Raw genomic sequence first — 25,976 nt, 5'->3', positions numbered from 1 at the left:
CGGGGCCCCCCCCCCCGGGGCCGCCCCGGGGGGGGGGGGTGCGCCGGGTGGGGGGGCGCAATATGTCCGGGGGGCCGCCCCCCCCGGTGCCCCACCACCTCAAATTCTCCCCACCACCCGACAATCTGCCGATCACGCGGCGGGGCCGTCGGCTGCCTCCGCGTCGGATCGTCCAGGTGGGTGCGTCGTCCTCTGCATTCCGTCGGGCCCTGGCCCGGGGTTTGCTGGGCGGGTCCCTCCCCTCGGCCCACCGGCCGAGCCGACGACGACGTCAGGAGACCCTGGATGTTCACCGTACGAACCTGGGCGGCGAGAACGAGTGCCGCCCTGCTCACGACAGCCCTGTCCGCGACCGGCCTGGCGGCCAGCGGCCTGGCGGCGACTGCCGCGGCGGCGCCGGCCACGCCCGCCGTCGGGCCGGCGCCCGTCGGCCCCGCGCCCGCCGCGCCCACCCCGGCGTCCGACAGCCCGAGCCCCACGCCCTACCAGGGCTGGAACACCTACTACGGCCTGGGCGGCGACTTCAGCGCCGACGAGGTGCTGGACGTGGCCGACTTCCTGGTCTCGTCCGGGCTCGCGGACGCGGGCTACGACATCGTGTGGCTCGACGGCGGCTGGCAGGCCGACGTCCCGCGCGGCGCGGACGGCCGCCTGCAGGGCGACCCCGCGCGGTTCCCCGACGGCATGGCGGCGCTGGCCGACGAGATCCACGACCGCGGCCTGCGCGCCGGCATCTACACCGACGCCGGCCCGTACATCCCGGGCACGTGCGGCCTGGGCAGCGGCGGCCACTACCAGACCGACGCCGACACCTTCGCGGAGTGGGGGTACGACGCCGTCAAGGTCGACTTCCTGTGCGGCATCACCGCCGACCTGGACCCGCAGGAGGCGTTCACGGCGTTCTCGGCGGCGCTGCGGGACAACAGCTCCGGCCGGCCGATGATCTTCAACCTGTGCAACCCCGTGACCTCCCCCGACTGGGGCGACTATCCCGAGGAGCAGCAGTCCACCTGGTCGTGGACCTACGCGCCGGAGATCGCGGAGTCGTGGCGCACCTACACCGACGTCGGGTTCGTGGGGCAGATCCAGTTCAAGGACGTGCTGCGCAACTTCGACGCGAACGCGCGGCACCCGGAGGTCGCGGGGCCGGGTCGGTTCAGCGACCCGGACTACCTGGGTCCGGAGCTCGGCATGACCACCGAGGAGTTCCGCACGCAGATGTCGCTGTGGACCGTCGCGGCCGCGCCGCTGGTCATCTCCAGCGACCCGCGCACGCTCAGCCAGGAGTCGATGGACATCCTGCTCGACGAGGACGTGCTGGCGATCGACCAGGACCGGCTCGGCGTCCAGGGCACCCGGGTCGGCGACGCCGGCACCACCGAGACGTGGGCCAAGCCGCTCGCCGACGGCTCGGTCGCCGTCGCGCTGCTGAACCGCGGCGACCGGCCCGCCGAGGTCGCCACGACCGCCCGTGACCTGGGCCTGCGCGGCCGCTCGTTCGAGGTGCTGGACACCTGGACCGACGCCCGCACGCAGTCCGCGGGCACGGTGCGCGCCGCGGTCCCGGCGCACGGCGCCGCGCTGCTGCGGATCACGCCTACCCGGCCGGGCGGCGTCCCGCGTCTGGTCGCGTCCCCGCCCGTCTTCACGTCCGTCGGGGTCGACGCCGTAGCGCCCACCACCGACCTGCTGGCCGCGGCCGGCGACCGGCTGACCACCGAGGTGACGCTGCACAACGACGGCGGCACGGCCGTGCGGTCGCCGCACGTCACGCTGGCGGTGCCCGAGGGCTGGTCGGCGCGCCCGGCCGGTGCGGCGCCCCGGGTGGTGCGGCCCGGCGGCTCGGCGACCGTGGCGTTCACGGTGTCCGTCCCGGCGGAGACCGCGACGGGCGGCTACGACGTCACGGCGTCCGTCTCGTCCGCCTCCGGGCGGATCACCACGCCGCCGTCCCACGTGACGGTCGCGCCCGCGGCGCCGTCCGGCGGCGACGTCGTGCTCTCGCGGCACCCGTGGGTGAGCGCGAGCAGCGGCTGGATGGAGCCCACGGTCGACCGGAGCGTGGGCGGTGGCAGCCCGCTCACGGTGGCCGGCGTCGTGCACGAGACCGGGATCGGCGTCGCCACCCCGTCGCACGTCCGGTACTACCTCGGGGGCGCGTGCACCGCGCTGACCGGCAGCGTCGGCATCGACGACGTCGTCGGCACGGTCGGGCCGGAGGGCGGCACGGCGACGTTCGACGTCGTCGGCGACGGAGAGACCCTCTGGAGCAGCAGCCTGGTGGAGCGCGGCGAGGCGATCGCGTTCGACGTGGACGTGACGGGCGTCCGCGACCTGACCCTCGACGTGGGCGACGCGGGCGACGGCGGCTACAACGACCGGGCCGACTGGCTCACCCTCACCACCACCTGCTGACCCCGATCGTTGAGTGCTGGCTATTTGTGCTCTCGAAACGGTTCGAGAGCACAAATAGCCAGCACTCAACGATCGGGGTCGGTGAGGAGCTCCGTGAGGTGCGGGGCCGGGGAGTCCTGGCGGTCCGGGGTCGTGACCAGCGAGACGATCCAGTTCGCCGCGCCGTCCGCCGCGACCGGGAGCGCGACCAGGCGGGCCGCCTGCGGCTTGGCCGCGACGTGCCGCGGCACCAGCGCGACGCCGAGGCCGCGGTCGACCAGGTCGAGCAGGGTGTGCACGTCGTTGACGGTGAACCGCACCCGGCGCCGCACCCCGCGTGCCGCGAAGGCGTCGTCGTTCATCTGCCGCACCGCCCACGACGGGTGGAAGTCGATGAAGCTCTCACCGCCCAGGTCGCCCCGGTCCACGGCCGCGCGGGACGCCAGCGGATGGTCCGGCGGGCAGAGGAAGACCACCGGCTCCTCCCCCAGGACGGTGCGCGGCAGCACGCCCACGTGGTCGGCGGTGGCCACGAACGCGGCGTCGAGCTCGCCGTCACGCACCCCCGCGAGCAGCTCGTGCGAGCCCGCCTGCTGGAAGGCGATCTCGACGCGCGGGTAGCGCCGGTGGAAGCGTTCCAGCAGCGTGGCCACGTCGACGACGCCGAGGCACTGCTCCGAGCCGACCCGCAGCGTGCCCGCGAGCTCGCGCGAGACCTGGACCACCGCATCGCGAGCTTCCGTCGCGGAGGAGAGCATGGAACGGGCGAACGGCAGCAGCGCCAGGCCCGCCTCGGTGGGTTCGACCCGCCGGGTGGTCCGGGTGAACAGCCGCGTGCCCAGCTCGACCTCGAGGTTACGGATGGCGGCGGACAGCCCGGACTGGGAGACGCCGGTGAGCTCGGCGGCCCTCGTGAACTGGCGCTCGTCCGCCAGGGCCACGAGGTATTCCATCTGACGCAGTTCCATTAAGAAAGACCAGTTCTGGGAATGATGATGAGGAGTTGTTGGACTTCTAGGTTATCGGTTCCTAGTCTCTGGTCCGAACCCGTTGCGACACGAGGAGAAACCATGCAGCTCCGTTCCATCGGCGGCCGTTCCGTCTCCGCGATCGGCCTCGGCGGCATGCCGATGTCCATCGAGGGACGGCCCGACCGCGAGCGCTCCATCGCCACGATCCACGCCGCCCTCGACGCCGGCGTGACCCTGATCGACACCGCCGACGCCTACCACCAGTTCGCCGACGAGGTGGGACACAACGAGGAGCTCATCGCCGAGGCCCTGCGGTCCTACGGCGGCGACACCTCTGACGTGCTGGTCGCCACCAAGGGCGGGCACCTGCGCCCCGGCGACGGCTCGTGGACCAAGGACGGTCGGCCCGAATACCTCAAGGAGGCCGCCAAGGCCTCGGCCAAGCGCCTCGGCGTCGAGGCCATCGGCCTGTACCAGTTCCACCGGCCGGACCCGAACGTGCCCTACGGCGACTCGGTGGGCGCCATCCGCGACCTGCTCGACGAGGGTGTCATCGAGCTGGCCGGCATCTCGAACGCGAACCCGGACCAGATCCGCGAGGCGAACGACATCCTGGGCGGCCGCCTGGTGTCCGTGCAGAACCAGTTCTCGCCGCGCTTCCGGTCCTCGCTGCCCGAGCTGGAGCTGTGCGCCGAGCTCGGCATCGCGTTCCTGCCGTGGAGCCCGCTCGGCGGCATCTCGCTGGCCCGTTCGGGCGAGCTGGGCGCCGAGTACTCGGCGTTCCAGGAGATCGCGGACGCGCACGGCGTGTCCCCGTTCCGCGTGACGCTGGCCTGGGAGCTCGCGCTGGCGCCCGTCGTCGTGCCGATCCCGGGGGCGTCACGCCCGGAGAGCATCCGCGACTCGGCCCAGGCGTCCGAGCTGACGCTCACCGCCGACGAGGTCGCCCGCCTGTCGGCGGCCTGAGCCGGCCCGAGCCACCTGACCGGCCCGAGCCACCTGACCGGCCCGAGCCACCCACAGCACCCACCACAGGAGAGAAACCCGTGAAGACCTTCACCCTGCCCGGCACGGACCTCACCGTCCCCAACGTCGTCCTGGGCCTCATGCGCATCCAGGAGAAGACGGACGAGGAGGTGCGCACCCTGGTCAAGACCGCCCGGGACGCCGGCATCTCGTTCTTCGACCACGCCGACGTCTACGGCTCGGCCCTGCACGGCTGCGAGACCCGGTTCGCCGAGGCCATGCAGCTCACGTCGTCCGAGCGCGAGCAGATCGTGCTCCAGACCAAGGCCGGCATCGTGCGCGAGGGGCCGTACTTCGACTACTCGTACGAGCACCTGATCGAGTCGGTCGATGGTTCGCTGGCCGCGCTCGGCACCGACTACATCGACATCCTGCTGCTGCACCGCCCGGACGCCCTCGTGGAGCCGGACGAGGTGGCGCGGGCGTTCGACGAGCTGTCGGCGTCGGGCAAGGTGCGCGCGTTCGGCGTCTCGAACCACACGCCGGGCCAGATCGAGCTGCTGAAGAAGTCCGTGACGCAGCCGCTCGTGGCCAACCAGCTCCAGCTCTCGGTGACGCATGCGCCGCTCGTGGCGCAGGGCGTGGCGGCGAACATGCAGGACCTGGACCAGTCGATCAGCCGTGACTCCGGCACGCTGGACTACTGCCGTCTGCACGACATCACCGTGCAGGCCTGGTCGCCGTTCCAGGCCGGGTTCTTCAACGGGGTGTTCCTCGGCTCGCCCGACTACCCCGAGCTGAACGCCGTGATCGACCGGCTGGCGAAGAAGTACGACGTGCCGGCCATCGCGATCGCCACCGCCTGGATCACGCGCCACCCGGCGCAGATGCAGGTCGTGCTGGGCACCACCAACCCGGAGCGGGTGGCGGGCGCCGCCCTCGGCTCCGAGGTGCCGCTGACGCGCGCCGAGTGGTACGAGATGTTCCGGACGGCGGGCTACACGGTCCCGTGACCCGCTGACGTGTCAGACGCTCAGGTCACCCGGGTGACCTGAGCGTCTGACACGCCTCACGGGCGCACGTTGTGGTTGCTCGCGAACAGGTTGCCCGGGTCGTAGGCCCGCTTGACCTCGCGCAGCCGCGCCAGCGTCGCCTCGGGGTAGGCGTTGCGGACGTCCTGCTCCGTGGCCGTGCCCATGAAGTTCACGTAGCCGCGGCCGCGCACGCCCAGGGCCTCGGCGGCCGACGCGACCCAGGCGGAGGTCGCGGGCAGCGCGTCGGGCGCCATCGCGGTGCCGCCGACCGAGACCATGAACGCCGGGTCGCGGTGCGCGAAGGCCGTCGCCGCCGGGTCCACCCGGGAGATCGCGCCGCCCATGGGCCGGATGTTGACCGCGGACGGCCCGCTCGCCCCGGACACCGCCTCGATCGCGGCGGCGGCCCAGTCCTCGTCGGGTGCCCAGGCGCCCTGGCCCAGGAACCCCGTCCGCACGTCGCCGACGCCGCCCGCGGGTGGCCCGCCCGGCCCCTCGAACAGCGCCGTGTAGGGGATCTGCTGGACGCCGTCGAGCAGCGGGCCCAGCGCGCGCAGCGGCCCGAACACCTCGGCGGCGTCCTCCGCCGCGCCCGAGTGGCACAGCAGCGCCATGAGCACGGGCTTGCCGTGCAGCTCGGCCGGGATCATCGGCACGGGCGGGGCGAGCATCACGTTCACCATGCCGGAGAACTCCTCCGGCCCCTCGGCGAACGCCCGCAGCACCGTGGCCAGCCGCTCCGGGGTGGGCTCCCACATCATCATGCCGCCCGTGACCGTGCCTACCTCGCGCAGCCGCAGGTCCAGCCGCGTGACGACGCCGAAGTTGCCGCCGCCGCCACGCAGCGCCCAGTAGAGGTCCGGGTTGTTGTCGGCGTCGGCCTGGACCACCTTGCCGTCCGCCAGGACGACCTCGGCGCCGAGCAGGTTGTCGACCGTGAGACCGTCGCGCCGGCTGAGATAGCCGATCCCGCCGCCGAGGGAGATGCCCCCGACGCCGACGGTCGCCGTGTCGCCGAACCCGGTGGCCAGGCCCTGCGCTCCGGCCGCCGCCGTGTACGCGCCCGCGAGCACGCCGCCCTGCGCGCGCCCGACGCCGGCCGCGGTGTCGATCTCGACGCCGTCCATGAGCCGCAGGTCGAGCACGAGCCCGCCGTCGACCAGGGCGTGCCGGGCCTGGTGGTGCCCGCCGCTGCGGACCGCGAGCGGCAGGCCCGCGTCCCGTGCGACAGCGAGAACCGTCGCGACCTCGTCCGCGGTCCGGACGCGCGCGACGGCGGCCGGGGTGCGGGGCGGCCCGCCCACGAACAGGGCCGCCGTGTCGGCGAACGCGTCCGCCGCGGGGGTGAGGAGGCGGTCGCCGAGCGCGGCCGCGAGCGGGGCCAGGGCGTCGGCGAGCGCCTCGGGCGAGAGATGTGCGGTGGTGCTGGTGGTGCTGGTGGTGCTGGTGGTGCTGGTGGTGCTGGTCGTGCCGGTGGTGCTGGGGGTGTCCTGCGTGGCCATCGTCGAGCCTCCGTGTCGGTACCGGATCTTCCAGGTGACAAACGTTAGGCATCTAAGGATTAGGCGTCAATGCATTTCGGGGACGGCCGAACTATCCTGCGTCCATGCAACCAAGCGGACGGCCCGGCGGCGATCCAGACGGCCCCGCGGCGGGGGTGAACCCGGGCCAGGCCGGCCCCGTGCCGGTCGCCGTGGCCATGTGGCAGTCCGTGCACCGCGTCATGCGGGCGTTCGACGCGCAGCTCTCCGAGCAGGGCGCGAGCTGGCAGGTCTGGCACATCCTGCTCGCCCTGCACCAGGGCACGCCCGCCACCCAGCGCGAGCTCGCGCACGCCGTCGGCATCCGCGAGGCCACTCTGACGCACCACCTGCGTGGCATGGAGGACAAGGGCCTGATCGTCCGCAGCCGCCAGGAGACCAACCGCCGGGTGCAGCGCATCGAGGTCACCGCCGACGGCGACGTGCTCTTCGGCCGGCTCAAGTCGGCGGCGATCGCGTTCGACCGGACGCTGCGGGACTCGATCGGCGACGGCGAGGCCGGCGTCGAGGCGTTCTTCGCGACGCTGGGCCGCCTGGCCGACGTCGTTCCCGACGGCGGGCGCGACATCCTTCCAGAGGGCTGGCCGGGCAACCGACAGGGTTGAACCGGCCGATCCAGGCACCGACCCGGGAATAAACCACGACCGACCGGGAATAGGCGCTGCCCCGGGCAACCTTGTACGTGTCGTGCAGCACATCCCGGAACCCCAGGCATGACCGCGACGTCCACCGCCACCACCGACACGCGGCTCGGCCTGCGCGGCGACCGTGGTCCGATCCTCGGCGCGCTCATGCTCGCGACGGCGCTCGTGGCGCTCGACGCCACGATCCTCGCCACCGCGTCGACCACGATCGCGCGCGACCTCGGCGCGTTCGAGCAGGTCCCGTGGCTGTTCTCCGCGTACACGCTCGCGCAGGCCGTGACCGTCCCGGTGTACGGGCGGCTGGCCGACGTCTTCGGCCGCAAGCGCGTGATCCTCGCGGGCATCGCGCTGTTCCTGCTCGGCTCCGTGCTGTGCGCCGTGGCCTGGAGCATGCCGGCCCTGATCTGGTTCCGGGTGCTGCAGGGCCTGGGCGCCGGCGCGATCCTGCCGATGTCCATGACGATCGCCAGCGACATCTACACGCTTGCGGAGCGCGCCAAGACGCAGGGCTACATGGCCAGCGTGTGGGCCGTCTCCTCGGTGCTCGGCCCCACCCTCGGCGGCGTGTTCAGCCAGTTCGTGAGCTGGCGCTGGATCTTCTGGGTCAACGTGCCGATCGGCGCCGTGGCCCTGCTGGCGATCTGGCTCAAGTTCCACGAGAAGGAGCGCGACGGCGAGCGTCAGCCCGTCGACTACGTGGGCGCGGTGCTGCTCACGGGCGGCAGCACGCTGCTGGTGCTGGGCCTGCTGGAGGGCGGCCACGCCTGGGGCTGGGCCTCGGTGCAGTCGATCGTCATCTTCGTCGCGGCCGTGGCGCTGCTCGTCGCGTTCGCCGTGTCCGCCCGGCGCACCGCGCACCCGATCTTCGACCTGCGGCTGCTGCGCCGCCGCGTCGTGGGCGCGTCGACGGCGGCGTCGCTGATGGTCGGCGTCATCACGCTCGGCCTGTCCACCTACATCCCGATCTACGCGCAGGGCGTGCTCGGCGTCGGGCCGCTGGTGGCCGGGTTCGCGCTGGCCGCGCTCACGCTCGGCTGGCCCATCGCGGCCACGCTGTCGGGCCGCGTCTACCTGGCGATCGGGTTCCGCTGGACCAGCACCATCGGCGCGGTGGTCGTCCTGGCCGGCTCGCTCATGACCCTCCTGCTCGACGCCGACGCCGCCGTGTGGCAGATCTCGGCCGCCGTGTTCGTCATCGGGATCGGCATGGGCCTCGTGGCCGTGCCCACCCTGCTCGCCGCCCAGCACAGCGTGGGCTGGGGCGAGCGCGGCGCCGTGACCGCGACCAACATGTTCGCCCGGTCGATCGGGCAGGCCGTCGGCGTGGCCGCGCTCGGCGCGGTGGTCAACGCCCTGACGGTGGTCGGCGCGGACGGCACGCCCGAGGGGACCGGCCTGGCGAACGCGATGCACCTGGTCTTCTGGTGCGTCGTGGCCTGCGCGGCGGTGATGATCGTGACGGTGCTGCTGCTCCCCCGCGACAACCCGAAGCTCGCGCGGTCCGCGTGACGGTCACACGGGCTGCGTGACGGTCACGCGGGCTGCGTGACGACGAAACCTTCCCGCACGCCGTCGAGCACGTCCTGGACGTGCTTGCGGAAGCCCGGGCAGGTCGCGATGTCGTGCGCGCGGCACTGCAGCGCATGCTCCGTCATCGCACGGGACGCCGCCATGTCGGCCATCCGACGGTCGAGGTCGGCGATGTGCGCCTCCAGGACCTGGTGCCGGTCGTACGCTCCGGCGTCGAGCATGACGCGCACCTGCTCCAGGCTCATGCCGGCGGCCTTGCTGCGCACGATGACGCCCACCCGCACGACGTCGTCGCGCCCGTAGCGCCGTCGCCCGGCGCCGTCGCGCGCCGGGCGCAGCAGGTCCTCGTCCTCCCAGTAGCGCAGCACGTGGGTCTCCAGCCCGAACCGACGGGCCGTCTCGCCGACCGACCAGGTCTCGCTTGACTTCATGTCAACATGAAGTCACATCCTGGGGTGGTACCGCAAGACGTACCGGGAAACGGAGCCCTGCCATGTCCGCCACAGACCCCCTGACCTCCTACGACGCCGTCGTGATCGGCGGCGGCCCCGCCGGCCTCCAGGCCGCGCTCACGCTCGGCCGGATGCACCGGCGCGTGCTGCTGCTCGACTCCGGCGAGTACCGCAACGCCACGGCCGAGCACATGCACAACGTGGTGACCAACGACGGCAGGCCCCCGGCCGAGTTCCGCGCCGTCGCCCGCGCCGAGCTCGCCGCCTACGCGACGGTGACGGTCCGCGAGGACGCCGCGACCGCCGTCGTGCCGGACGGCGCCGGGTTCCGGGTGGAGCTGGGCGCCGACGCCGTCCCGGCCCGCGCCGTGGTGCTCGCGACCGGGTTGCGCGACACCCTGCCTTCGATCCCCGGCCTCGAGCCCCTGTTCGGCACGGTCGCCGCCGTGTGCCCCTACTGCCACGGGCACGAGCTCAGCGGCAAGCCCGTCGCCGTCCTGGGTAGCGGGCCGCACGTGGCCCGGGTCGCGTTCCTGCTGGAGCGCATCGCGAGCCGCCTGACCGTCCTGGCCGACGGCGGCGACCTCGACGCCGACACCCGCACGCTGCTGGCCGACGCCGGGGTGGCCGTGCGGCCGGAGCCCGTCAAGGAGCTCGTGCGTACTGCCGACGGCGCGCGCGTCGTGCTCGCGGAGGGGCCGGACGAGGAGGTGGGTGGCATCTTCGTCGCCGCCGAGTTCGGCCAGCGGGCCCCTTTCGCGGAGCAGCTCGGTCTGACGCTGCTGCCGTCGGGCGCCGTCGAGGTCGACGCGATGGCCCGCACCAGCCTGCCCGGCGTGTTCGCGGCGGGCGACATGGCGCACACCGCGGCGATGCCGGGGCCGATGGCGTCGGTGCTCATGGCGGCGGCGTCCGGCCAGCTCGCGGCAGTCTCCCTGGACGCGGAGCTGCTGGGCCGGGACCACCCGGCGCCGTCACCGGCCTGACCTCCGGCAGGTCGGCAGCCTCCTGAGTGCGAGCCCGCGAGGTCGGCAGCCCCCTGGCGGGAGGCGCACCAGATCGGCACTCCCCTAACCGGAGACGCACCAGATCGGCACTCCCCTGACCGGAGCCAGCCAGGTCGGCAGTCCCCTAGCCGGAGCCAGCCAAGTCGGCAGTCCCCTAGCCGGAGCCAGCCAAGTCGGCAATCCGCATCGAGATCGGCACAGGCCTGTGCCGACCTCCATGCAGAGTGCCGACCTCGGGGCAGGCACCCGGGAGACTGCCGACCTCAGCACCACCGCCCCAGGAGACAGTCACAGTGGCGGCCGCATGGCTGCGAGCCCACCAAGTCGGTAGCCCCCTGACCCCTCCGGCAAGCCAGGTCGGCAGTCCCCTAGCCGGAGGCGCACCGGGTCGGCACTCTCCTAGCCGGAGCCAGCCAAGTCGGCACTCTGTAATGAGGTCGGCACAGGCCTGTGCCGACCTCATTACAGAGTGCCAACCTCGGGGCAGGCACCCAGGAGACTGCCGACCTCAGCACCAGCACCCCAGAGACGTGCCGAAGCCAGAATCACCGCCCCAGGAGACTGCCGACCTCAGCACCACCGCCCCAGAGACGTGCCGACCTCAGGCCCAGCACCCCAAGAGAGCGCCGGCAGCCCGGCTCCTACGCGCTCTCGCGCAGCGCCCGGCGTTCGCTCTCGATCGCCAGGAGCTCGGCGAACGCGGAGTTGTAGGTCTCGGCGTCCGCGGGGTCGAGCCGCTGCAGGCGGCTCCGCGCGTCGTCGACCCGGCGCTTGAGGCCCAGGTCGACGACGCGGCGCACCACGCCCTCGACGAACGCCGCGACGGCCGCCTCCCGGTCCTCCGGGAGCGACGCCACCGAGAGCTGCGTGACCACGATCGCCACCGACTCGGACGACTGCTCCAACACCGCGGCGACCCACTGAGCCGCCGACAGCTCGCGCCCCGCGGCAGCTCCCCCGGCCGCCCGGATCGCGCCGTGCACCGCACGCCAGGCCGGCACGGCGAACGCGTCCTCGCCGAGCTCGTCGAACGACGCCGGCACGTGCTGCGGGTACTGCAGCACCGCGACGAGCGCGAGCCGCTCGTCGCGCGCCACGGGGTCCCGCGGGTCGGGGGTGGGCAGGCGCTGCGCGGCACCCGGCGCACCACCCGATCCCGGACGGCCGCCGTCGGCCACCGGGGTCGCGCCGGACGCCGGCCGCGCGCCGTCGGACGGGGAAGGCCGCCGCTGCGACGGCGTCGACGCCGCCCGCGCCACCTCGCGGCGCACCTCGTCGATCTCCGTGCCGATCCAGCCCGCGACCTGGCGCATGTACCCGTCGCGCTGGCTGCGGTCGCGGATGCCCACGATCTCCGGCGCCGCCGCCCGCACGGCCGACACGCGACCCTCCACGGTGTTCAGGTCGAACTGCTTGATCTTCGCCTGGATCACGAAGGCGAACAGCGGCTTGCGGCCGTCGACCAGCGCGCGCACCGCCTCCGGGCCCCGGGCCATGCGCAGGTCGCACGGGTCCATGCCGTCGTCCGCGACGGCCACATACGTCTGCGCGAAGAACCGCTGGTCCTCGCCATAGGCGCGCTCGGCCGCCTTCTGGCCCGCCGCGTCGCCGTCGAACGTGAAGATGATCTCGCCGCCCACGGTGCCGCCGGACGCGAGCTGCATGCCGCCCCCGGCCGTCGTGTCACCGAGCAGGCGCCGCACCACCTTGGCGTGGTCCGCGCCGAAGGCCGTGCCGCACGTCGCGACCGCCGTCGTCACGCCCGACAGGTGCGCCGCCATGACGTCCGTGTACCCCTCGACCACCACCACGCGCTTGCCCTTGGCGATCTCCCGCTTGGCGAGGTCGATCCCGTACAGCACGTGCGACTTCTTGTAGAGGCTGGTCTCGGGGGTGTTCAGGTACTTGGGGCCCTGGTCGTCCTCGAACAGGCGCCGCGCGCCGAACCCGATCACGGCACCCGTCACGTCCCGGATGGGCCACATGACCCGGCCGCGGAACCGGTCGTAGATGCCGCGCTGCCCCTGCGACATCAGCCCGCTCGCGACCAGCTCCGCCTGCGTGAAGCCCCGGCCCTGGAGGTGCCGCTGCAACGCGTCCCAGCCCTTGGGCGCGAACCCGACGCCGAACCGCTCGGCGTCCGACCGGTCGAAGCTGCGCTCCGCGAGGAACGTGCGCGCCGCCGACGCGTCCGGCCCCATGAGCTGCTCCGCGTAGAACTCCGCGGCCACGCGGTGCGCGTCCAGCAGCCGCTGCCGCCGACCCGGCTCCTCACGCGGGCGGGCGGTGCCGCCCTCCTCGTAGCGGAGCTGCACGCCGGTCTTGCCCGCGAGGTACTCGATGGCCTCGGTGAAGCTCAGCCCGTCCATCTTCATGACGAACTCGATGACGTCACCGCCCTCGCCGCACCCGAAGCAGTGGTACCGGCCCACGCTGGGGCGCACGTTGAAGCTCGGGCTCCGCTCGTCGTGGAAGGGGCACAGCCCCACCAGCGCGCCCACCCCGGCGGGCTTGAGGGTCACGTGCGCCGAGACGATCTCGTCGATCCGCGCGCGCTCGCGGACCTGGTCCACATCCTCGCGTCTGATCAGCCCGGCCACGTCGGAATTCTATGCCCGCTGCCGGGCGCCCCGACGGCACGTCCGCGCGTACTCCCCCGGCGGCACGCCGACGGCGCGGACGAAGTCTCCCGTGAAGTGCGCCTGGTCGTAGTAGCCGACGGCGGCGGCCAGCCCCGCCAGGTCCAGGTCGGGGTCGCGGCCCAGCAGCTCGGCGGCGCGGTGCACCCGGTGCCGCTGCAGCACCCACTTGGGGCTCACGCCCACCCAGTCGGCGAACAGCCGCTGCAGCGAGCGTGGCGTGGTGCCGAGCGCGCCGGCGAGCGCGGCGACGGACGTGCCCGGCACGGCGTCGACGAGCACGGCGAACGCCTCCCCCAGCGCGGCGAGCGCCGCGGTCGACCGGGGCGTTCGTGTCCGCTCGGCGGCGGTCCGGAGCAGCGGGGTCAGCGTCCGGACGGCGGCGTCGGGCTGCCCGGCCGCCGCCTGGGCGACGGCGTCGTCGTTGGCGCGCGCCGCCGTCGGGCCGAGAAAGGGCTCGACGGCGCCGCGCTCCCCGGGGTCGGCGCGGCCGAGCAGGGCGCGATAGCCGCCGGGGCGCAGCTTGGTGCCGACCACGGCGCCGGAGCCGGTCAGCGTGCGCACGAAGAGGCCGGCGGGCATCGCATAGGCGAGCAGGCCCTCGTGCTCCGCGACCACGTGCCCCACGGGGTGCGGCATGACGGTCTGGGTGAACGCGACGCCGGGCGGCAGGTCCCAGCTGATCACCCAGTGCCAGTCGACGAGGTCGGCGAGGTCGTCCGCCGGTTCCACGCGGGCCAGGGCGAACGCGTCGCGGGCCCGCACGGGGTCGACGATGCCGAGGGTGGGCCCGGTATCGAGCGCGCTGCTGACCGTCTCGCCGTCGAACACCTGTCGCATTCTTCCAAGACTGGCACATCCGGGCCGGGGCAGCATCGACGGCATGAGGAACTCAGCCCTGCACCCCAACATCGCCGTGTCCGACGCCCGCGCCGCCATCGCCTTCTACGAGGCCGCGCTGGGGGCCGAGACGCTCGACGTGATCACCGCGGGCGACGCCGTGATCCACTCCGACCTGATCCTGCGGTCCGCCGCGGGCGAGTCGACCTTCACCGTGGCCGGCGCGTTCCCGCCCGACTCGGTGGCGCCCGAGCCGGGCGGCCCGACGCACGCGAGCTTCACGATCCCGGTCGAGGACACCGACGCGGCCTACGCCCGCGCGATCGACGCCGGCGCGAGCAGCCTGGCCGAGCCCGCCGACTGGTTCGAGGGCTTCCGGCAGGCCGCGGTGCGCTGCCCGTTCGGCCACCGCTGGTACTTCGTGACGGTCGCGGAGTCGGTGACGCCGGACGACGTCCAGCGCGCGAGCGACGCCTGGATGTCGGCCCGCGACTGACGCCCCACCGACGTGTCAGACGTACAGGTCACCCGAGCGACCTGTACGTCTGACACGTGCCTGGGTTTGGTTTGCCGGACTAGCGCGGTTCGGTACGCTTTGCCCGACTCAGGGAGGAACAAAGGCACCATGGGAATCAGGTATCGCAAGCGGCTGTCGCTCGGTCCGCTCAAGTTCAACATCACGCAGCGGGGCCTGTCGTCGATGAGCTTCAAGGTGGGTCCCTGGACCTGGAACTCCAAGACCAAGAAGCACTCCATCAACCTCCCCGGCGGCCTGAGCTGGTACAGCAACAACAAGTAGCGCTGCGCGGCGGAGGCAGGGACCTGCCTCCGCCGGCGACGACCCCGGCCGTACCTCCGGAGCCTCCGCGGACCGCGTGATTCCGGGATGTCGGACCGCGTGACTAGAGTGGCGGGCGTGGAGCAAGCCCTCGGGAAGAGCATCCCGCCGTCGTACAGCGCGCAGGACGTCGAGCGCTGGGTGAACGAACCGCCCAAGTCGCAGGCCCGGACCCCGTTCGAACGCGACCGCGGGCGCGTGGTGCACTCCTCCGCGCTGCGCCGGCTCGGCGCCAAGACCCAGGTGCTCGGCGCCGGGCACGACGACTTCGTACGCACCCGCCTGACGCATTCCCTCGAGGTGGCCCAGGTGGGCCGCGGCATGGGCCGCTCGCTCGGCTGCGACCCCGACGTCGTCGACACCGCCTGCCTCACCCACGACCTGGGGCACCCGCCCTTCGGCCACAACGGCGAGACGGCGCTGGCCGAGATCGCCGAGCCGATCGGCGGCTTCGAGGGAAACGCGCAGACCCTGCGCCTGCTCACGCGGCTGGAGCCCAAGGTGATCGGGTTCGACGGCGTCCCCGCCGGCCTCAACCTGACGCGGGCCAGCCTCGACGCGAGCGTCAAGTACCCCTGGGCCTACGGCGAGGGCCCCGCCCGGCGCGACGGCACGGCCAGCCGCAAGTTCGGCGTCTACCCCGACGACCTGCCCGTCTTCGACTGGCTGCGCAAGGACGCGCCGGACGGCGTGAAGTGCCTGGAGGCGCAGGTCATGGACCTCGCCGACGACATCAGCTACTCCGTGCACGACGTCGAGGACGGCGTGGTGGCCGGCCGCATCGACCTGGACCTCATGGCGGACGCCGAGGAGCGGGCGCGCGTGGCCGAGTTCGTGCGGTCCTGGTACGGCGAGTGGTACCGGGCCGACGCCGTCGACGCCGCGATCGGGCGGCTGCAGGAGTACCTGCGCGGCGAGGGCCACCTGGTGCGGGCCTTCGACGGCTCGCGCGGCTCGCTGGCCTCGCTCAAGGACATGACGAGCCAGCTCATCGGCCGGTTCATCGGCGCGGCGATCGACGCCACGCGCGCCGAGTACGGCGACGGGGCGCTGACGCGGTACGCCGCACGGCTCGTGGTGCCCGACGAGACGGAGCACGAGATCCTCGCCCTGAAGGGCATCGCCGTCGCCTACGTGATGGCGCCGCGCGGCCAGGAACCCCGCTACCTGCGGGAGCGGGAGATCCTGACCGACCTGGTGCGCGTGCTGGCCGACCGCGGCCCGGACGAGCTGGAGCCGCCGCTCGCCGCCGACTGGCGGGCGGCGTCCGACGACGCCGCCCGCCTGCGCGTGGTGGTGGACCAGGTCGCGTCCCTGACGGACCTGTCCGCGATCGCGCTCCACCGCCGGCTGGTCGAACACCCGGCGGCGTAGGCCGGGGCTCACCCCTTGACGGAGCCCGCCGTCAGGCCGCCCACGATGTACTTCTGCAGGAACAGGAACAGCGCGAGCACCGGCACCGCCGAGACGACGGCGCCCGCCGTGAACAGACCCCAGTTGGCGTCCTGCAGCGACGACACCCAGCCGTAGAGGCCCACGGCGAGCGTCCAGTTGTCCTCCGACTGGAGCAGCACCCGCGCGATGATGAACTCGCCGAACGTGCTGATGAAGCTGAGCAGCCCCACCACGGCGAGGATCGGCGCGGTCAGGCGCAGCACGATGGTCCAGTAGATCTGGGCGTGCGAGGCGCCGTCGATCTTCGCGGCCTCGTCGATCTCGCGCGGCACGGTGTTGAAGAACCCGTACATGAGGAACGTGTTCACGCCGAGCGCGCCGCCCAGGTACACGCAGATCAGCGAGAGCTTGGAGTCCAGGCCCAGGCCCGGCACCACGTTCCCGAGCGAGATGAGCAGCAGGAAGATCGCCACGAAGGCGAGCATCTGCGGGAACATCTGGATCACGAGCAGGGCGGTGAGCCCCATCCGGCGTCCGCTGAACCGGAAGCGCGAGAAGGCGTACGCGGCCGCCGCGCCCATGAGCACGGTCCCGGCGCCCGTCGCGACCGCCACCACCAGGGTGTTGGCCATCCAGGTCCAGAACCGCGTGCCGGCCAGGGCCGCGTAGTTGGCCCCCGACACCGACGCGAACAGGTCGTTCGAGCCGGTCAGGGTGCCGCCGTCAGCCAGCGAGGCGGAGACGACGTAGACCAGCGGGAAGCCCGCGTAGGCCACGGCGAGGATGCCGACCAGGTGCCGCCAGCCGATCTCGGAGAACCAGCGGGCGCGCTGCCCGGGGCGGCGGGCGACGTGTGCGGTGCGGGGGCTCATCAGGCGATCTCCTCGAGCGAGCGGGTGCGCCGGAACGCGAGGGCGGAGATGGTCGCGACCACGACGAAGATCACGATCGACAGGGCACTGGCCAGGCCGTAGTCCTTGGCCGCCGTCCCGTCGAGCCCGGACACCGAGTAGACCATCGAGATGAGGATGTCGGTGTGGCCGAGCGGCACCGAGGCGTCGTCGAACCGCGGGCCGCCGCCCGTGAGCATGTAGATCAGCGTGAAGTTGTTGAAGTTGAACGCGAACGACGAGATGAGCAGCGGCGCCGTCGCGACCAGGAGCAGCGGCAGCGTGATCGAGCGCCACGTGCGCCACCGGCCGGCGCCGTCGATCTTCGCGGCCTCCAGCACGTCGGTCGGCAGGGACTGCAGCGCGCCCGTGCAGATGAGGAACATGTACGGGAAGCCGAGCCACAGGTTCACGCCCAGCACCGCCAGCTTGGCGAGCACCGGGTCGGTGAGCCACGGGATCGACGCCCCGCCCAGGAGCACCTCGTTGACGAACCCGTAGGACCGGTTCAGCATGCCCGACCACAGCAGGGCCGCGAGGAATCCGGGGATCGCGTACGGCAGGATCACGAGCGTCCGGTAGATCCGGCGGCCGCGCAGGCGCGCGTCGTTGAACGCGATCGCCAGGAACAGGCCGAGCAGGAACGTCGAGGCCACCGAGAGCACGGCGAACGCGAACGTCCAGACCAGGATCTTGCCGAACGGCCCGGCGTACCGGTCGTCGCCGAACGCGGTGACGAAGTTGTCGAACCCGACCAGCACGCGCCAGCCCACGGGGAGCGTGGTGCCGTCGGCGGCCTCGAACTGGCCGTCGTCGTTGGGCGTGTACGTCACCCCGGTGGTCGTGTCGGTCATGGTGTCCGACGCCGCGTCGTACTCCAGCGTGGACGTGAACACGTAGCCGGTGCGGGCGTCCTGCGTGCGGACCGAGCCCTCGTTCGGGTCGTCCGAGACGGGGACGCGCAGCTTCGTGACCTCCTGCTGCCGCTCCAGGACGGCGGCGTACTCCAGCACGTCGTAGCCGGGCAGCGCGGTGACCCGGCCGGCGTCGACGGTCGCGCCGTCCACGGCCTGCAGCGGCTCGTCGGCCGTGCCGGCCTCCACCGCGCCGTCGGGCGAGACGATCGCGAAGCCGAGCGTGTCGCCGTCGGCCACGACCGTCAGCGGCGAGGAGGGCGAGCCCTCGACCCGCCGCTCGTTCTGCACCAGGAGGGCCTCGACGGCCTGCTCCTTGGTGCTGTTGTGCCCGTCGCCGTAGTTGGTGAACGCGACGTAGCCCGTGTAGGCCACCACGTACACCTGGTAGACGAGCAGGAAGGCCAGGCCCGGCAGGATGTACTTCAGCGGCAGCGCGCGCTTGGAGAAGTACGCCCAGTTGGCCACGAGCAGCAGCGCCACCATCGCGGCCAGCACGCCCCAGGACTCGGCGCCCCACGCGGCCAGCACGGCGTACACGCCCAGGGCGTCCACCAGGGCGATCAGGACGAGCTTGACGAGAAACCCGGGGCTCCAGCCGGTGCGGCCGGAGCCCCGGGTCACGGGTGAGTACATCAACCGATCTCGCCCTGGATGTCGGCGACCATCTTGTCCCAGGCCTTGGCCGGGTCGGACTTGCCGGAGATGATCGCGGCCTCGGTCACGCCCCAGTACGCCCAGACGGCACCCATCTCGGGCAGCGACGGCATCGGGACGGCGTCGGCGCCGACGGCGCGGAAGCCCGCGGTGATCGGGTCCTCGGACGCGGTGTCGGCGGCCTCGATGAGGGCCGGCGGACGGTCGCCCGCCTCGTACAGGGCGAGCTGCGCCTCGGGGGTGGCCATGTAGTTGACCAGGAAGTCGTTGGCGAGCAGCGCGTTCTCGCTCTGCGCGCTCACGTAGAAGCCGGCCACGCCCACGAACGGCTGGGCGGGCTCGCCGCCGGCGCTCGGGAGCGGGTCGATCGCCAGGTCGAGGTCGCCGAACGACTCCAGCATCCAGGGGCCGCCCACGATGAACGGCGACTCGCCCTTGGCGAAGGCCGCCAGCGCGATGTCGTAGGTGACGTCGGTGCTCAGGTTGCCGGCGTCGCCCTGCTCGGCGAGCCACTCGGCGAACGCGGTGCCGCCCTCGCCGCCCAGCGCGAGCTCGGGCTTGTACGAGCCGTCCTCGTTCTGCTCGAACACGGGAGCGCCGAACGAGGTCTGCAGCGGGTAGAACGTGTACGGGTCGCCCTCGGTCGAGGTCTGGATCAGCAGCGGGTACTTGGTGCCGGCGTCCTTGCCGGCCGCGATCGCGTCGTCCCACGTGGCGGGCGCCTCGGGCGCGAGCTCCGTGTTGCGGATCAGCGCGATGTTCTCCACGGCGTAGGGCAGGCCGTAGACCTGGCCGTCCTGGGTGAACGCCGAGACCGAGACGGGCTCGAAGGCATCGGCGGTGTCGCCGAGCTCGATCGGGGCCACGACGCCGTTGGTCGTGAGCTCACCCAGCCAGTCGTGGGCGCCGACGGTGATGTCCGGGCCCTTGCCCGTGGGCACCTGGGCCAGGAAGTCGGGGCGGATGTCCTCGAAGTTCTTCAGGACCACCTCCACCTGCGCGCCCGTGGCCTCCTCGAAGCCGGTGGCCGCGTCCTCGACGGCGGCCTGGCGGGTCTCGTCGACCCACACGGTCAGGGTGCTGCCCTCCCCGCTCGGCGGGGCGGACTCCTCGCCCCCTGCTTGATCCTCTGCGCCGCCCGAGCAGGCGGCCAGCGCCAGCGTCGTGGTCAGGACAGCGGCGGTCAGGATGCTCCGTCGCATCGTCACTCCCGATGGTTCGCGGCCCGACGTCGGGCCTGGGTTTCGATGCCCGAACCGTACGGGCACATCGTCCGATTGTGCAAGAAGTTGCGATAAAGTTTCAGCATCGCTTGCAACCCGGCATCCGACACCCGGCAATCACCCAGGACGAAGGAACCGCATGTCGCCTAGGCTGCCTGGCGTGCGCACCCGACTGACCGACCTCGCCGAACAGGCAGGGGTCTCCACCGCGACCGTGTCGCGCGTGCTCAACGGCAAGCCCGGCGTGGCCGGCGAGACCCGCCAGGCGGTGCTCGCCGCCCTGGACGTGCTCGGCTACGAGCGGCCGTCCGCGCTGCGCGCCCGCCCCGCCGGCCTCATCGGCCTGGTGGTACCCGAGCTGTCCAACCCGGTGTTCCCCGCGTTCGCGCAGGCCATCGAGTCGCAGCTCGCATCCCGCGGGTACACGCCGCTGCTGTGCACCCAGTCGCCGGGCGGCACCACCGAGGACGAGTACGTCGAGACGCTCATCGACCACGCCGTGGACGGCATCGTCTTCGTCTCCGGCAAGCACGCCGACACCCGGGCCTCGACCGAGCGCTACCAGCGCCTGCGCGGCCGCGGCCTGCCGATCGTGCTCATCAACGGCTACGCCGAGGGCATCGACGCCCCGTTCGTCTCGCCGGATGACAGCGCGAGCATCGAGCTGTCGGTGCGGCACCTGGTGGCGCTGGGCCACCGCAGCATCGGCATGGCCATCGGGCCGGACCGGTTCGTGCCCGCCAAGCGCAAGATCGAGGCGTTCGTGGCCCAGCTCCTGCGGCACGGCCTGGCGACCACCGAGGAGGAGGCGCGCAAGCACGTCAGCCTCACGCTCTACACGCTGGAGGGCGGCCAGGCCGCGGCCGGCGAGCTGTTCGACTCCGGGCACACCGCCGTGGTCTGCGGGTCCGACCTGATGGCGCTCGGCGCGGTGCGGGCCGCGCACGCCCGCGGCCTGTCCGTGCCCGACGACGTGAGCGTCGTCGGCTACGACGACTCGCCCCTGGTGGCGTTCACCGACCCGCCACTGACGACGGTGCGTCAGCCCGTGGCCGACATGGCGCACGCGGCCGTGAGCGCCCTGCTCACCGAGATCCACGGCGAGCGCGCGCCCCGCTCGGAGCTGCTGTTCACCCCCGAGCTGGTGGTGCGTGGCTCCACCGGCGCGGCACCGCACGCCGCCGGCTGACGGCGCCGTACGGCACGGCCTGACGGCGGAGGGGCCGCTGTCTGACGCAGCACACTGTCCGATCGGGCGCGATTCCTCCCGTACGCTTGCAGCAAGCGTTACAGCCCTTTTCCCGACCCCTGAGGACGCGACACGTGACAAGCACTGCCCCGATCACCACCTCCGACCTCACCGCCGGAGCCCCCGTCCACACCCCCGCCGGCAGCGGCGAGTGGTGGCGTGACGCGGTGATCTACCAGGTCTACCCGCGCTCGTTCGCGGACGGGAACGGCGACGGCACCGGCGACCTGCCGGGCGTCACCGCGAAGCTCGACCACCTGGCCCAGCTCGGCGTCGACGCCGTGTGGCTGAGCCCGTTCTACCGCTCGCCCCAGAAGGACGCCGGCTACGACGTGGCCGACTACCGCGACATCGACCCGCTGTTCGGCACGCTCGCCGACTTCGACGAGATGCTCGCCGGGGCCCACGAGCGCGGCCTGAAGGTCATCGTCGACCTCGTGCCCAACCACTCCTCCGACCAGCACGCCTGGTTCCAGGAGGCGCTGGCCGCCGCCCCCGGCTCGGCCGAGCGCGAGCGGTACATGTTCCGCGACGGCCGCGGCCCGGCCGGCGACCAGGCGCCGAACAACTGGCAGTCCATCTTCGGCGGCCCGGCCTGGACGCGGCTGGCGCCGCGGGAGGACGACGGTCCGCTCGGACCGCAGTGGTACCTGCACCTGTTCGACTCCACGCAGCCCGACCTCAACTGGGACAACCCCGAGGTCCGCGCGGAGTTCGAGGACGTGCTGCGGTTCTGGCTCGACCGGGGTGTGGACGGGTTCCGCGTCGACGTCGCGCACGGCATGATCAAGGCCGCCGGCCTGCCCGACTGGGACGGCCAGGTCGCCATGGTCGAGGGCACCGTCGAGGAGGGCGCGACCGACCCGGCCGCCCCCGAGGACGGCTCCACGGGCGCGGGCAACCGCGGCCCGATGTTCGACCAGGAGGGCGTGCACGACATCTACCGCGCCTGGCACAAGGTGCTCGCCGAGTACGACGGCGACCGCTGCCTGGTGGCCGAGGCCTGGGTCGAGCCCCTGAGCCGCCTGGCCCGGTACGTGCGCCCGGACGAGATGCACCAGGCCTTCAACTTCTCGTTCCTCACGGCGCCGTGGGACGCGGCGACGGTGCGTACGGTCGTCAACGCCTCGCTGAGCACCATGGAGGCCGTCGGCGCCCCCACCACCTGGGTGCTCTCCAACCACGACGTGGTGCGCCACGCCTCGCGCTTCGGCCTGGACGAGATCGGCGGGCGCCAGCTCAACGGCATCGGCGCCACCGACCCGCAGCCCGACGCCGCGCTCGGCCTGCGCCGCGCCCGCGCCGCGACCCTGCTCATGCTCGGCCTGCCCGGCTCGGCGTACCTGTACCAGGGCGAGGAGCTCGGCCTGCCCGACCACACCGCCCTGCCCGACGACGTCCGTCAGGACCCGTCGTTCTTCCGCACGAACGGCACCGAGCCGGGCCGCGACGGCTGCCGCGTGCCGCTGCCGTGGGTCGGGGGCGCGCCGGGCAACGGGTTCGGCCCCACCGGCAGGACCTGGCTGCCGCAGCCCGACGTCTACGCCGAGCTCGCCGCCGACCAGCAGTACGGCGTCAAGGGCTCGACCTACGAGATGTACCGGGCGGCGCTCGGCCTGCGCCGGTCGGAGAACCTCGGCGCGGGCGCGCTCGCGTGGGTCGACTCCCTGGCCGACCACCCGGACGTCGTCGCCCTGCGGGTGGCGGACGTCGTCGTGGTCGCCAACCTGGGCGCGACGCCGTTCACGTTGCCCGCCGGGGCGCAGGTGCTGGTCGCCTCGGGCGAGCTCGACGAGGACTCGGGCGAGCTGCCCTCGGACACGACGGTCTGGCTGCGCGCCTGACTCCTCCGGGCCCGGCTCAGAAGGCGGGGTCGCGGATGATCGGGCACGTCATGCAGTGCCCGCCACCGCGGCCCCGTCCCAGCTCGGCGCCCATGATCTCGATGACCTCGATGCCGGCCTTGCGCAGCAGGTCGTTCGTGGTGGTGTTCCGGTCGTAGGTGAAGACGACGCCCGGCTCCACCGCGACGGCGTTGTTGCCGCTGTCCCACTGCTGCCGCTCGGACTCGTAGACGTCGCCGCCGGTCTCGATCACGCGCAGCGTGCCGAGCCCGGTCTCGCGGGCGACGACGTCGAGGAACGGGGTGCTGCCCTCGTCCGTGACGGCCACCTCCCCGACGCGCCGGCCTGAGCCTGTCGACGGGACGCCCGGCCGCAGCACGAACGCGTGGATCGCCTCGACGATGCGCGGGTAGACGGTCACGGTGTCGACGTCGGCGAAGGTCATGACGGTGTCCAGGTGCATCGCCGAGCGCAGCTTGGGCATGCCCGCGACGACCACCTGCTGCGCCGCACCACCCTCGAACAGGGCCGCGGCGACCTGCGTGATCGCCTGCCGAGAGGTCCGCTCGCTCATGCCCACCAGCACGGTGCCGTTGCCCACGGGCATGACGTCGCCGCCCTCCAGCGTGGCCCGCTGGTGGTCGGTCTCGGGGTCGCCCCACCAGACGGTGGACCCCACGAAGTCCGGGTGGAACTCGTAGACGGCCTTCATCAGCAGCGTCTCGTCGTGCCGGGCCTGCCAGTACAGCGGGTTGAGCGTCACGCCGCCGTAGAGCCAGCAGGTGGTGTCGCGCGTGAACAGGGTGTTGGGGACCGGGGCCATCAGGTACTCCCGGGCGTCCAGCGTGTACTCGGCGAGGGACCGGTGGGCGGCGGGCAGGTCGGGCACGTCGTCGGTGGCCAGGCCGCCGATCAGGTACTCGGCGAGCTGCTCCGGCGCGAGCCCCTCGAGGAACCCGCGGGTCGCGTCGATCAGCCCCGGCCCGACGATGCCGGGCACGATCTTGCGGTCCAGCAGCCAGTCCCGGGCCCCGGGCACCCGCAGGGTCGCGGCGAGGACGTCGTGCAGCTCGACCACGTCGACGTCGCGCGCGCGCAGGTCCGCGACGAACGCGGCGTGGTGCTCGATCGCCCGGTCCACCCACAGCACGTCGTCGAACAGCAGGTCGTCCGAGTTGGTGGGCGTCAGGCGCCGGTGCGCGAGCCCGGGCCGGCAGACCAGCACCTTGCGCAGGCGTCCGACCTCCGAGTGCACGCCGTAGGCCGCCGAAGGCAGGTTCGTGCCGCCGCTCTGGATCGTCATGGTGCCCCTTTCAGATGGAGATCGCGCCCGTGGCGAGCGCGACGACGCCGATCACCGCGCCGATCACCGACACGACGAAGATCACCAGCTCGCCCCGGCTGAACACGCGCCGGCCCTGCTCGCGCCGGGTCATCGCGAACAGGATGGTCGCCGGGGCGTAGATCACGAACGACAGCAGCACGAACGTCAGCCCCGCCGCGAACAGCAGGAACGCGGTGTACAGCACGGCCAGCGTCGCGATGACGAGGTCACCGGTGGTGCGGCTGCCCTCCGCCGGGCCCCCGCGGCCCAGCGCCAGCTTGAGCGCGTAGCCCGCGGCCAGCAGGAACGGGATGAGGGACAGCGCGCTGGTGAGGTCGAGCGCGAAGGTGAAGGCGTCGTCGGAGAGCAGCGTGACGAAGAGGACCACCTGGATCAGGGCGGTCGTCAGCAGGAGGGCGGCGCGGGGCACGTCGTTCGCGTCCTGCACCGCGAGGAACCGCGGCATGTCCCGGTCCTTGGCCGCGACGTACAGCACCTCGGACGCCATGAGCGTCCAGGCGAGATAGGCGCCGAGCACCGACACGATCAGGCCGACGCTCACGAACGCGGCGCCCCAGCCGCCGACGGCCGCCTCCAGCACGCCCGCCATCGACGGCTGGCGCAGGTCGGCGAGCTCCTCCATCGGCAGGATCCCGTACGACACGATCGTCACGGAGGCGAAGATCGCGAGCACCATGAGGAAGCCCAGGACGGTCGCCCGTCCGACGTCCTCCCGGCGGCGCGCGTGCCGCGAGTAGACGCTCGCGCCCTCCACACCGAGGAAGACGAACACCGTGGCCAGCATGGTGCCGCGGACCTGCTCGAACAGCGGGCCGGTGATGCCGTAGCCCCGGAAGTTCTCCGCGAGCACCTGCGGGTCCAGCAGGAACACGCAGATGAGCACGAACACGATGATGGGCACCAGCTTGGCGACGGTGACGATGCGGTTGATCGCCGTCGCCTCCTTCACGCCGCGGCGCACGAGCAGGTAGAACAGCCACACGCAGGCCGAGGACGCGACGAACGCGACCACGGTGTCGCCCTCGCCCAGCACGGGCAGCAGCGCACCCAGCGTGGACATGATGAGGATCCAGTAGGTGACGTTGCCGACGCAGGCGCTCGCCCAGTACCCGAACGCCGAGAAGAAGCCGAGGTACTCGCCGAACCCCGCCTTCGCATACGCGTAGACCCCGGAGTCGAGGTCGGGCTTGCGGATCGCCAGGCGCTGGAAGACGAAGGCGAGCATCAGCATCCCGGTGCCGGCCACCGCCCAGGAGATCAGCGCCCCGAGCACCCCGGTCTCGCCCGCGAACCGGCTGGGCAGCGAGAAGACCCCCGCGCCGACCATGGAGCCCACCACCATGGCGGTGAGCGTGGCCACGCTGATCTTCGCCGTGCGGCCCTGCGTGCTGCTCTCCGACTGCTGCGCCATCACGAGACCCCCATGCGGTCGTGCACGGCCCGGTCGCCCGGCTTGTGTCTCCGTCGCCTCGCGCCCCTCGATGCTTCGGCAGAGCAATTACATACACGGGGGTAACTCGTCGGCAAAAGATGCCGGACCCGGCCTTCTGCACACCCCCCGCGGCGTCCGGCGGGCCCCCTGTGGTCCGCGTCGCAGCGGGTC

Annotated in this window: 21 protein-coding genes; 11 read left to right on the top strand and 10 right to left on the bottom strand. The window is 72.6% G+C overall.

Translation table 11 applies throughout. The annotated features are described in order from the left end of the window. Window positions 1–285 precede the first annotated feature (285 nt). The gene (locus ACH45N_RS26615; RefSeq protein WP_397399068.1) at window positions 286–2,415 is read left to right on the top strand and encodes an NPCBM/NEW2 domain-containing protein; all 2,130 of its coding nucleotides are present in this window, start codon (window positions 286–288) and stop codon (window positions 2,413–2,415) included. A 65-nt stretch (window positions 2,416–2,480) separates the two neighbouring features. Here the strand turns inward: ACH45N_RS26615 and ACH45N_RS26610 are convergent, their stop codons facing one another. Next, a complete protein-coding gene (locus tag ACH45N_RS26610; RefSeq protein WP_397399066.1) occupies window positions 2,481–3,347 on the bottom strand; it encodes a LysR family transcriptional regulator in 867 nt (288 codons plus the stop codon). A 117-nt stretch (window positions 3,348–3,464) separates the two neighbouring features. On the opposite strand from ACH45N_RS26610, the gene ACH45N_RS26605 reads away from it, so the two are divergent. Both ACH45N_RS26605 and ACH45N_RS26600 read left to right on the top strand, forming a co-directional pair. Next, window positions 3,465–4,331, top strand: a complete 867-nt coding sequence (locus tag ACH45N_RS26605) for an aldo/keto reductase (protein WP_397399064.1) — start codon at window positions 3,465–3,467, stop codon at window positions 4,329–4,331. 80 nt (window positions 4,332–4,411) lie between these two features. Further along, window positions 4,412–5,344 (top strand): aldo/keto reductase family oxidoreductase, encoded by a 933-nt coding sequence (locus ACH45N_RS26600; protein WP_397399062.1) that lies wholly within the window; start codon window positions 4,412–4,414, stop codon window positions 5,342–5,344. Window positions 5,345–5,400: 56 nt separating this feature from the next. Here the strand turns inward: ACH45N_RS26600 and ACH45N_RS26595 are convergent, their stop codons facing one another. After that, window positions 5,401–6,867: an FAD-binding oxidoreductase gene (locus ACH45N_RS26595; protein ID WP_397399060.1), complete on the bottom strand. Its 1,467-nt coding sequence runs from the start codon at window positions 6,865–6,867 to the stop codon at window positions 5,401–5,403. A 104-nt stretch (window positions 6,868–6,971) separates the two neighbouring features. Here ACH45N_RS26595 and ACH45N_RS26590 point away from each other — a divergent pair, with 104 nt between their 5' ends. Further along, on the top strand, window positions 6,972–7,511 hold the full coding sequence (locus tag ACH45N_RS26590; RefSeq protein WP_397399058.1) for a MarR family winged helix-turn-helix transcriptional regulator: 540 nt from the start codon (window positions 6,972–6,974) through the stop codon (window positions 7,509–7,511). Window positions 7,512–7,619: 108 nt separating this feature from the next. Further along, on the top strand, window positions 7,620–9,059 hold the full coding sequence (locus ACH45N_RS26585) for an MDR family MFS transporter (RefSeq protein WP_397399056.1): 1,440 nt from the start codon (window positions 7,620–7,622) through the stop codon (window positions 9,057–9,059). Between the two features lie 23 nt (window positions 9,060–9,082). Here ACH45N_RS26585 and ACH45N_RS26580 read toward each other — a convergent pair whose 3' ends face one another. Beyond that, window positions 9,083–9,511, bottom strand: a complete 429-nt coding sequence (locus ACH45N_RS26580) for a MerR family transcriptional regulator (RefSeq protein WP_377242653.1) — start codon at window positions 9,509–9,511, stop codon at window positions 9,083–9,085. 62 nt (window positions 9,512–9,573) lie between these two features. On the opposite strand from ACH45N_RS26580, the gene ACH45N_RS26575 reads away from it, so the two are divergent. Beyond that, window positions 9,574–10,518 carry an NAD(P)/FAD-dependent oxidoreductase gene (locus ACH45N_RS26575; protein ID WP_397399054.1) on the top strand — a complete coding sequence of 315 codons (945 nt, stop codon included), beginning with the start codon at window positions 9,574–9,576 and terminating at the stop codon, window positions 10,516–10,518. Window positions 10,519–11,180: 662 nt separating this feature from the next. Here the strand turns inward: ACH45N_RS26575 and dnaG are convergent. Further along, window positions 11,181–13,139, bottom strand: coding sequence for a DNA primase (gene dnaG / locus ACH45N_RS26570; RefSeq protein ID WP_397399052.1), 1,959 nt, complete (start codon window positions 13,137–13,139; stop codon window positions 11,181–11,183). A gap of 9 nt (window positions 13,140–13,148) precedes the next feature. Next, entirely contained in the window at window positions 13,149–14,018 is an 870-nt protein-coding gene (locus tag ACH45N_RS26565) for a helix-turn-helix domain-containing protein (RefSeq protein ID WP_397399050.1), read from the bottom strand. A gap of 43 nt (window positions 14,019–14,061) precedes the next feature. Here ACH45N_RS26565 and ACH45N_RS26560 point away from each other — a divergent pair, with 43 nt between their 5' ends. The 3 genes from ACH45N_RS26560 (at window position 14,062) to ACH45N_RS26550 (ending at window position 16,230) form a co-directional block, all read left to right on the top strand. Further along, window positions 14,062–14,514, top strand: coding sequence for a VOC family protein (locus ACH45N_RS26560; RefSeq protein WP_397399048.1), 453 nt, complete (start codon window positions 14,062–14,064; stop codon window positions 14,512–14,514). Window positions 14,515–14,643: 129 nt separating this feature from the next. After that, the gene (locus tag ACH45N_RS26555) at window positions 14,644–14,817 is read left to right on the top strand and encodes a DUF4236 domain-containing protein (protein ID WP_357486753.1); all 174 of its coding nucleotides are present in this window, start codon (window positions 14,644–14,646) and stop codon (window positions 14,815–14,817) included. A 108-nt stretch (window positions 14,818–14,925) separates the two neighbouring features. Then, a complete protein-coding gene (locus tag ACH45N_RS26550) occupies window positions 14,926–16,230 on the top strand; it encodes a deoxyguanosinetriphosphate triphosphohydrolase (RefSeq protein ID WP_397399511.1) in 1,305 nt (434 codons plus the stop codon). 8 nt (window positions 16,231–16,238) lie between these two features. Here ACH45N_RS26550 and ACH45N_RS26545 read toward each other — a convergent pair whose 3' ends face one another. Genes ACH45N_RS26545 through ACH45N_RS26535 form a run of 3 tightly spaced genes read right to left on the bottom strand, consistent with a single transcriptional unit; the run spans window position 16,239 to window position 19,914 of the window. Next, window positions 16,239–17,123: a sugar ABC transporter permease gene (locus tag ACH45N_RS26545; RefSeq protein WP_397399045.1), complete on the bottom strand. Its 885-nt coding sequence runs from the start codon at window positions 17,121–17,123 to the stop codon at window positions 16,239–16,241. After that, entirely contained in the window at window positions 17,123–18,691 is a 1,569-nt protein-coding gene (locus tag ACH45N_RS26540; protein ID WP_397399043.1) for an ABC transporter permease subunit, read from the bottom strand. Before ACH45N_RS26540 ends, ACH45N_RS26545 begins: the two co-directional genes overlap by 1 nt. After that, window positions 18,691–19,914 carry an extracellular solute-binding protein gene (locus tag ACH45N_RS26535; protein ID WP_397399041.1) on the bottom strand — a complete coding sequence of 408 codons (1,224 nt, stop codon included), beginning with the start codon at window positions 19,912–19,914 and terminating at the stop codon, window positions 18,691–18,693. The genes ACH45N_RS26540 and ACH45N_RS26535 overlap by 1 nt, the downstream gene beginning before the upstream one ends. 160 nt (window positions 19,915–20,074) lie before the next feature. Here ACH45N_RS26535 and ACH45N_RS26530 point away from each other — a divergent pair, with 160 nt between their 5' ends. Both ACH45N_RS26530 and ACH45N_RS26525 read left to right on the top strand, forming a co-directional pair. Next, on the top strand, window positions 20,075–21,124 hold the full coding sequence (locus tag ACH45N_RS26530) for a LacI family DNA-binding transcriptional regulator (protein ID WP_397399039.1): 1,050 nt from the start codon (window positions 20,075–20,077) through the stop codon (window positions 21,122–21,124). A gap of 134 nt (window positions 21,125–21,258) precedes the next feature. Next, window positions 21,259–23,028, top strand: coding sequence for a glycoside hydrolase family 13 protein (locus tag ACH45N_RS26525; protein WP_397399037.1), 1,770 nt, complete (start codon window positions 21,259–21,261; stop codon window positions 23,026–23,028). 16 nt (window positions 23,029–23,044) lie between these two features. Here the strand turns inward: ACH45N_RS26525 and ACH45N_RS26520 are convergent, their stop codons facing one another. Together ACH45N_RS26520 and ACH45N_RS26515 are read right to left on the bottom strand one after the other, a co-directional pair. Further along, entirely contained in the window at window positions 23,045–24,331 is a 1,287-nt protein-coding gene (locus ACH45N_RS26520) for an arginine deiminase (protein ID WP_397399035.1), read from the bottom strand. Window positions 24,332–24,341: 10 nt separating this feature from the next. Then, the gene (locus ACH45N_RS26515) at window positions 24,342–25,784 is read right to left on the bottom strand and encodes a basic amino acid/polyamine antiporter (RefSeq protein ID WP_397399033.1); all 1,443 of its coding nucleotides are present in this window, start codon (window positions 25,782–25,784) and stop codon (window positions 24,342–24,344) included. Window positions 25,785–25,976: the final 192 nt, after the last annotated feature.

It is taken from the genome of Promicromonospora sp. NPDC019610, assembly GCF_044389365.1.
Taxonomy (GTDB): Bacteria; Actinomycetota; Actinomycetes; order Actinomycetales; family Cellulomonadaceae; genus Promicromonospora.
The sequence above is the reverse complement of the archived record's forward strand: the minus strand, read 5'-3'. Positions and strand labels throughout refer to the sequence as shown.

Bases quoted from the DNA above. Each gene is read 5' to 3' on its own strand.
- ACH45N_RS26615 (WP_397399068.1), top strand. From the start codon at position 286: ATGTTCACCGTACGAACCTGGGCGGCGAGAACGAGTGCCGCCCTGCTC.
- ACH45N_RS26610 (WP_397399066.1), bottom strand. From the start codon at position 3,347: ATGGAATACCTCGTGGCCCTGGCGGACGAGCGCCAGTTCACGAGGGCC.
- ACH45N_RS26605 (WP_397399064.1), top strand. From the start codon at position 3,465: ATGCAGCTCCGTTCCATCGGCGGCCGTTCCGTCTCCGCGATCGGCCTC.
- ACH45N_RS26595 (WP_397399060.1), bottom strand. From the start codon at position 6,867: ATGGCCACGCAGGACACCCCCAGCACCACCGGCACGACCAGCACCACC.
- ACH45N_RS26590 (WP_397399058.1), top strand. From the start codon at position 6,972: ATGCAACCAAGCGGACGGCCCGGCGGCGATCCAGACGGCCCCGCGGCG.
- ACH45N_RS26585 (WP_397399056.1), top strand. From the start codon at position 7,620: ATGACCGCGACGTCCACCGCCACCACCGACACGCGGCTCGGCCTGCGC.
- ACH45N_RS26580 (WP_377242653.1), bottom strand. From the start codon at position 9,511: ATGAAGTCAAGCGAGACCTGGTCGGTCGGCGAGACGGCCCGTCGGTTC.
- ACH45N_RS26575 (WP_397399054.1), top strand. From the start codon at position 9,574: ATGTCCGCCACAGACCCCCTGACCTCCTACGACGCCGTCGTGATCGGC.
- ACH45N_RS26565 (WP_397399050.1), bottom strand. From the start codon at position 14,018: ATGCGACAGGTGTTCGACGGCGAGACGGTCAGCAGCGCGCTCGATACC.
- ACH45N_RS26560 (WP_397399048.1), top strand. From the start codon at position 14,062: ATGAGGAACTCAGCCCTGCACCCCAACATCGCCGTGTCCGACGCCCGC.
- ACH45N_RS26555 (WP_357486753.1), top strand. From the start codon at position 14,644: ATGGGAATCAGGTATCGCAAGCGGCTGTCGCTCGGTCCGCTCAAGTTC.
- ACH45N_RS26545 (WP_397399045.1), bottom strand. From the start codon at position 17,123: ATGAGCCCCCGCACCGCACACGTCGCCCGCCGCCCCGGGCAGCGCGCC.
- ACH45N_RS26540 (WP_397399043.1), bottom strand. From the start codon at position 18,691: ATGTACTCACCCGTGACCCGGGGCTCCGGCCGCACCGGCTGGAGCCCC.
- ACH45N_RS26535 (WP_397399041.1), bottom strand. From the start codon at position 19,914: ATGCGACGGAGCATCCTGACCGCCGCTGTCCTGACCACGACGCTGGCG.
- ACH45N_RS26530 (WP_397399039.1), top strand. From the start codon at position 20,075: ATGTCGCCTAGGCTGCCTGGCGTGCGCACCCGACTGACCGACCTCGCC.
- ACH45N_RS26520 (WP_397399035.1), bottom strand. From the start codon at position 24,331: ATGACGATCCAGAGCGGCGGCACGAACCTGCCTTCGGCGGCCTACGGC.
- ACH45N_RS26515 (WP_397399033.1), bottom strand. From the start codon at position 25,784: ATGGCGCAGCAGTCGGAGAGCAGCACGCAGGGCCGCACGGCGAAGATC.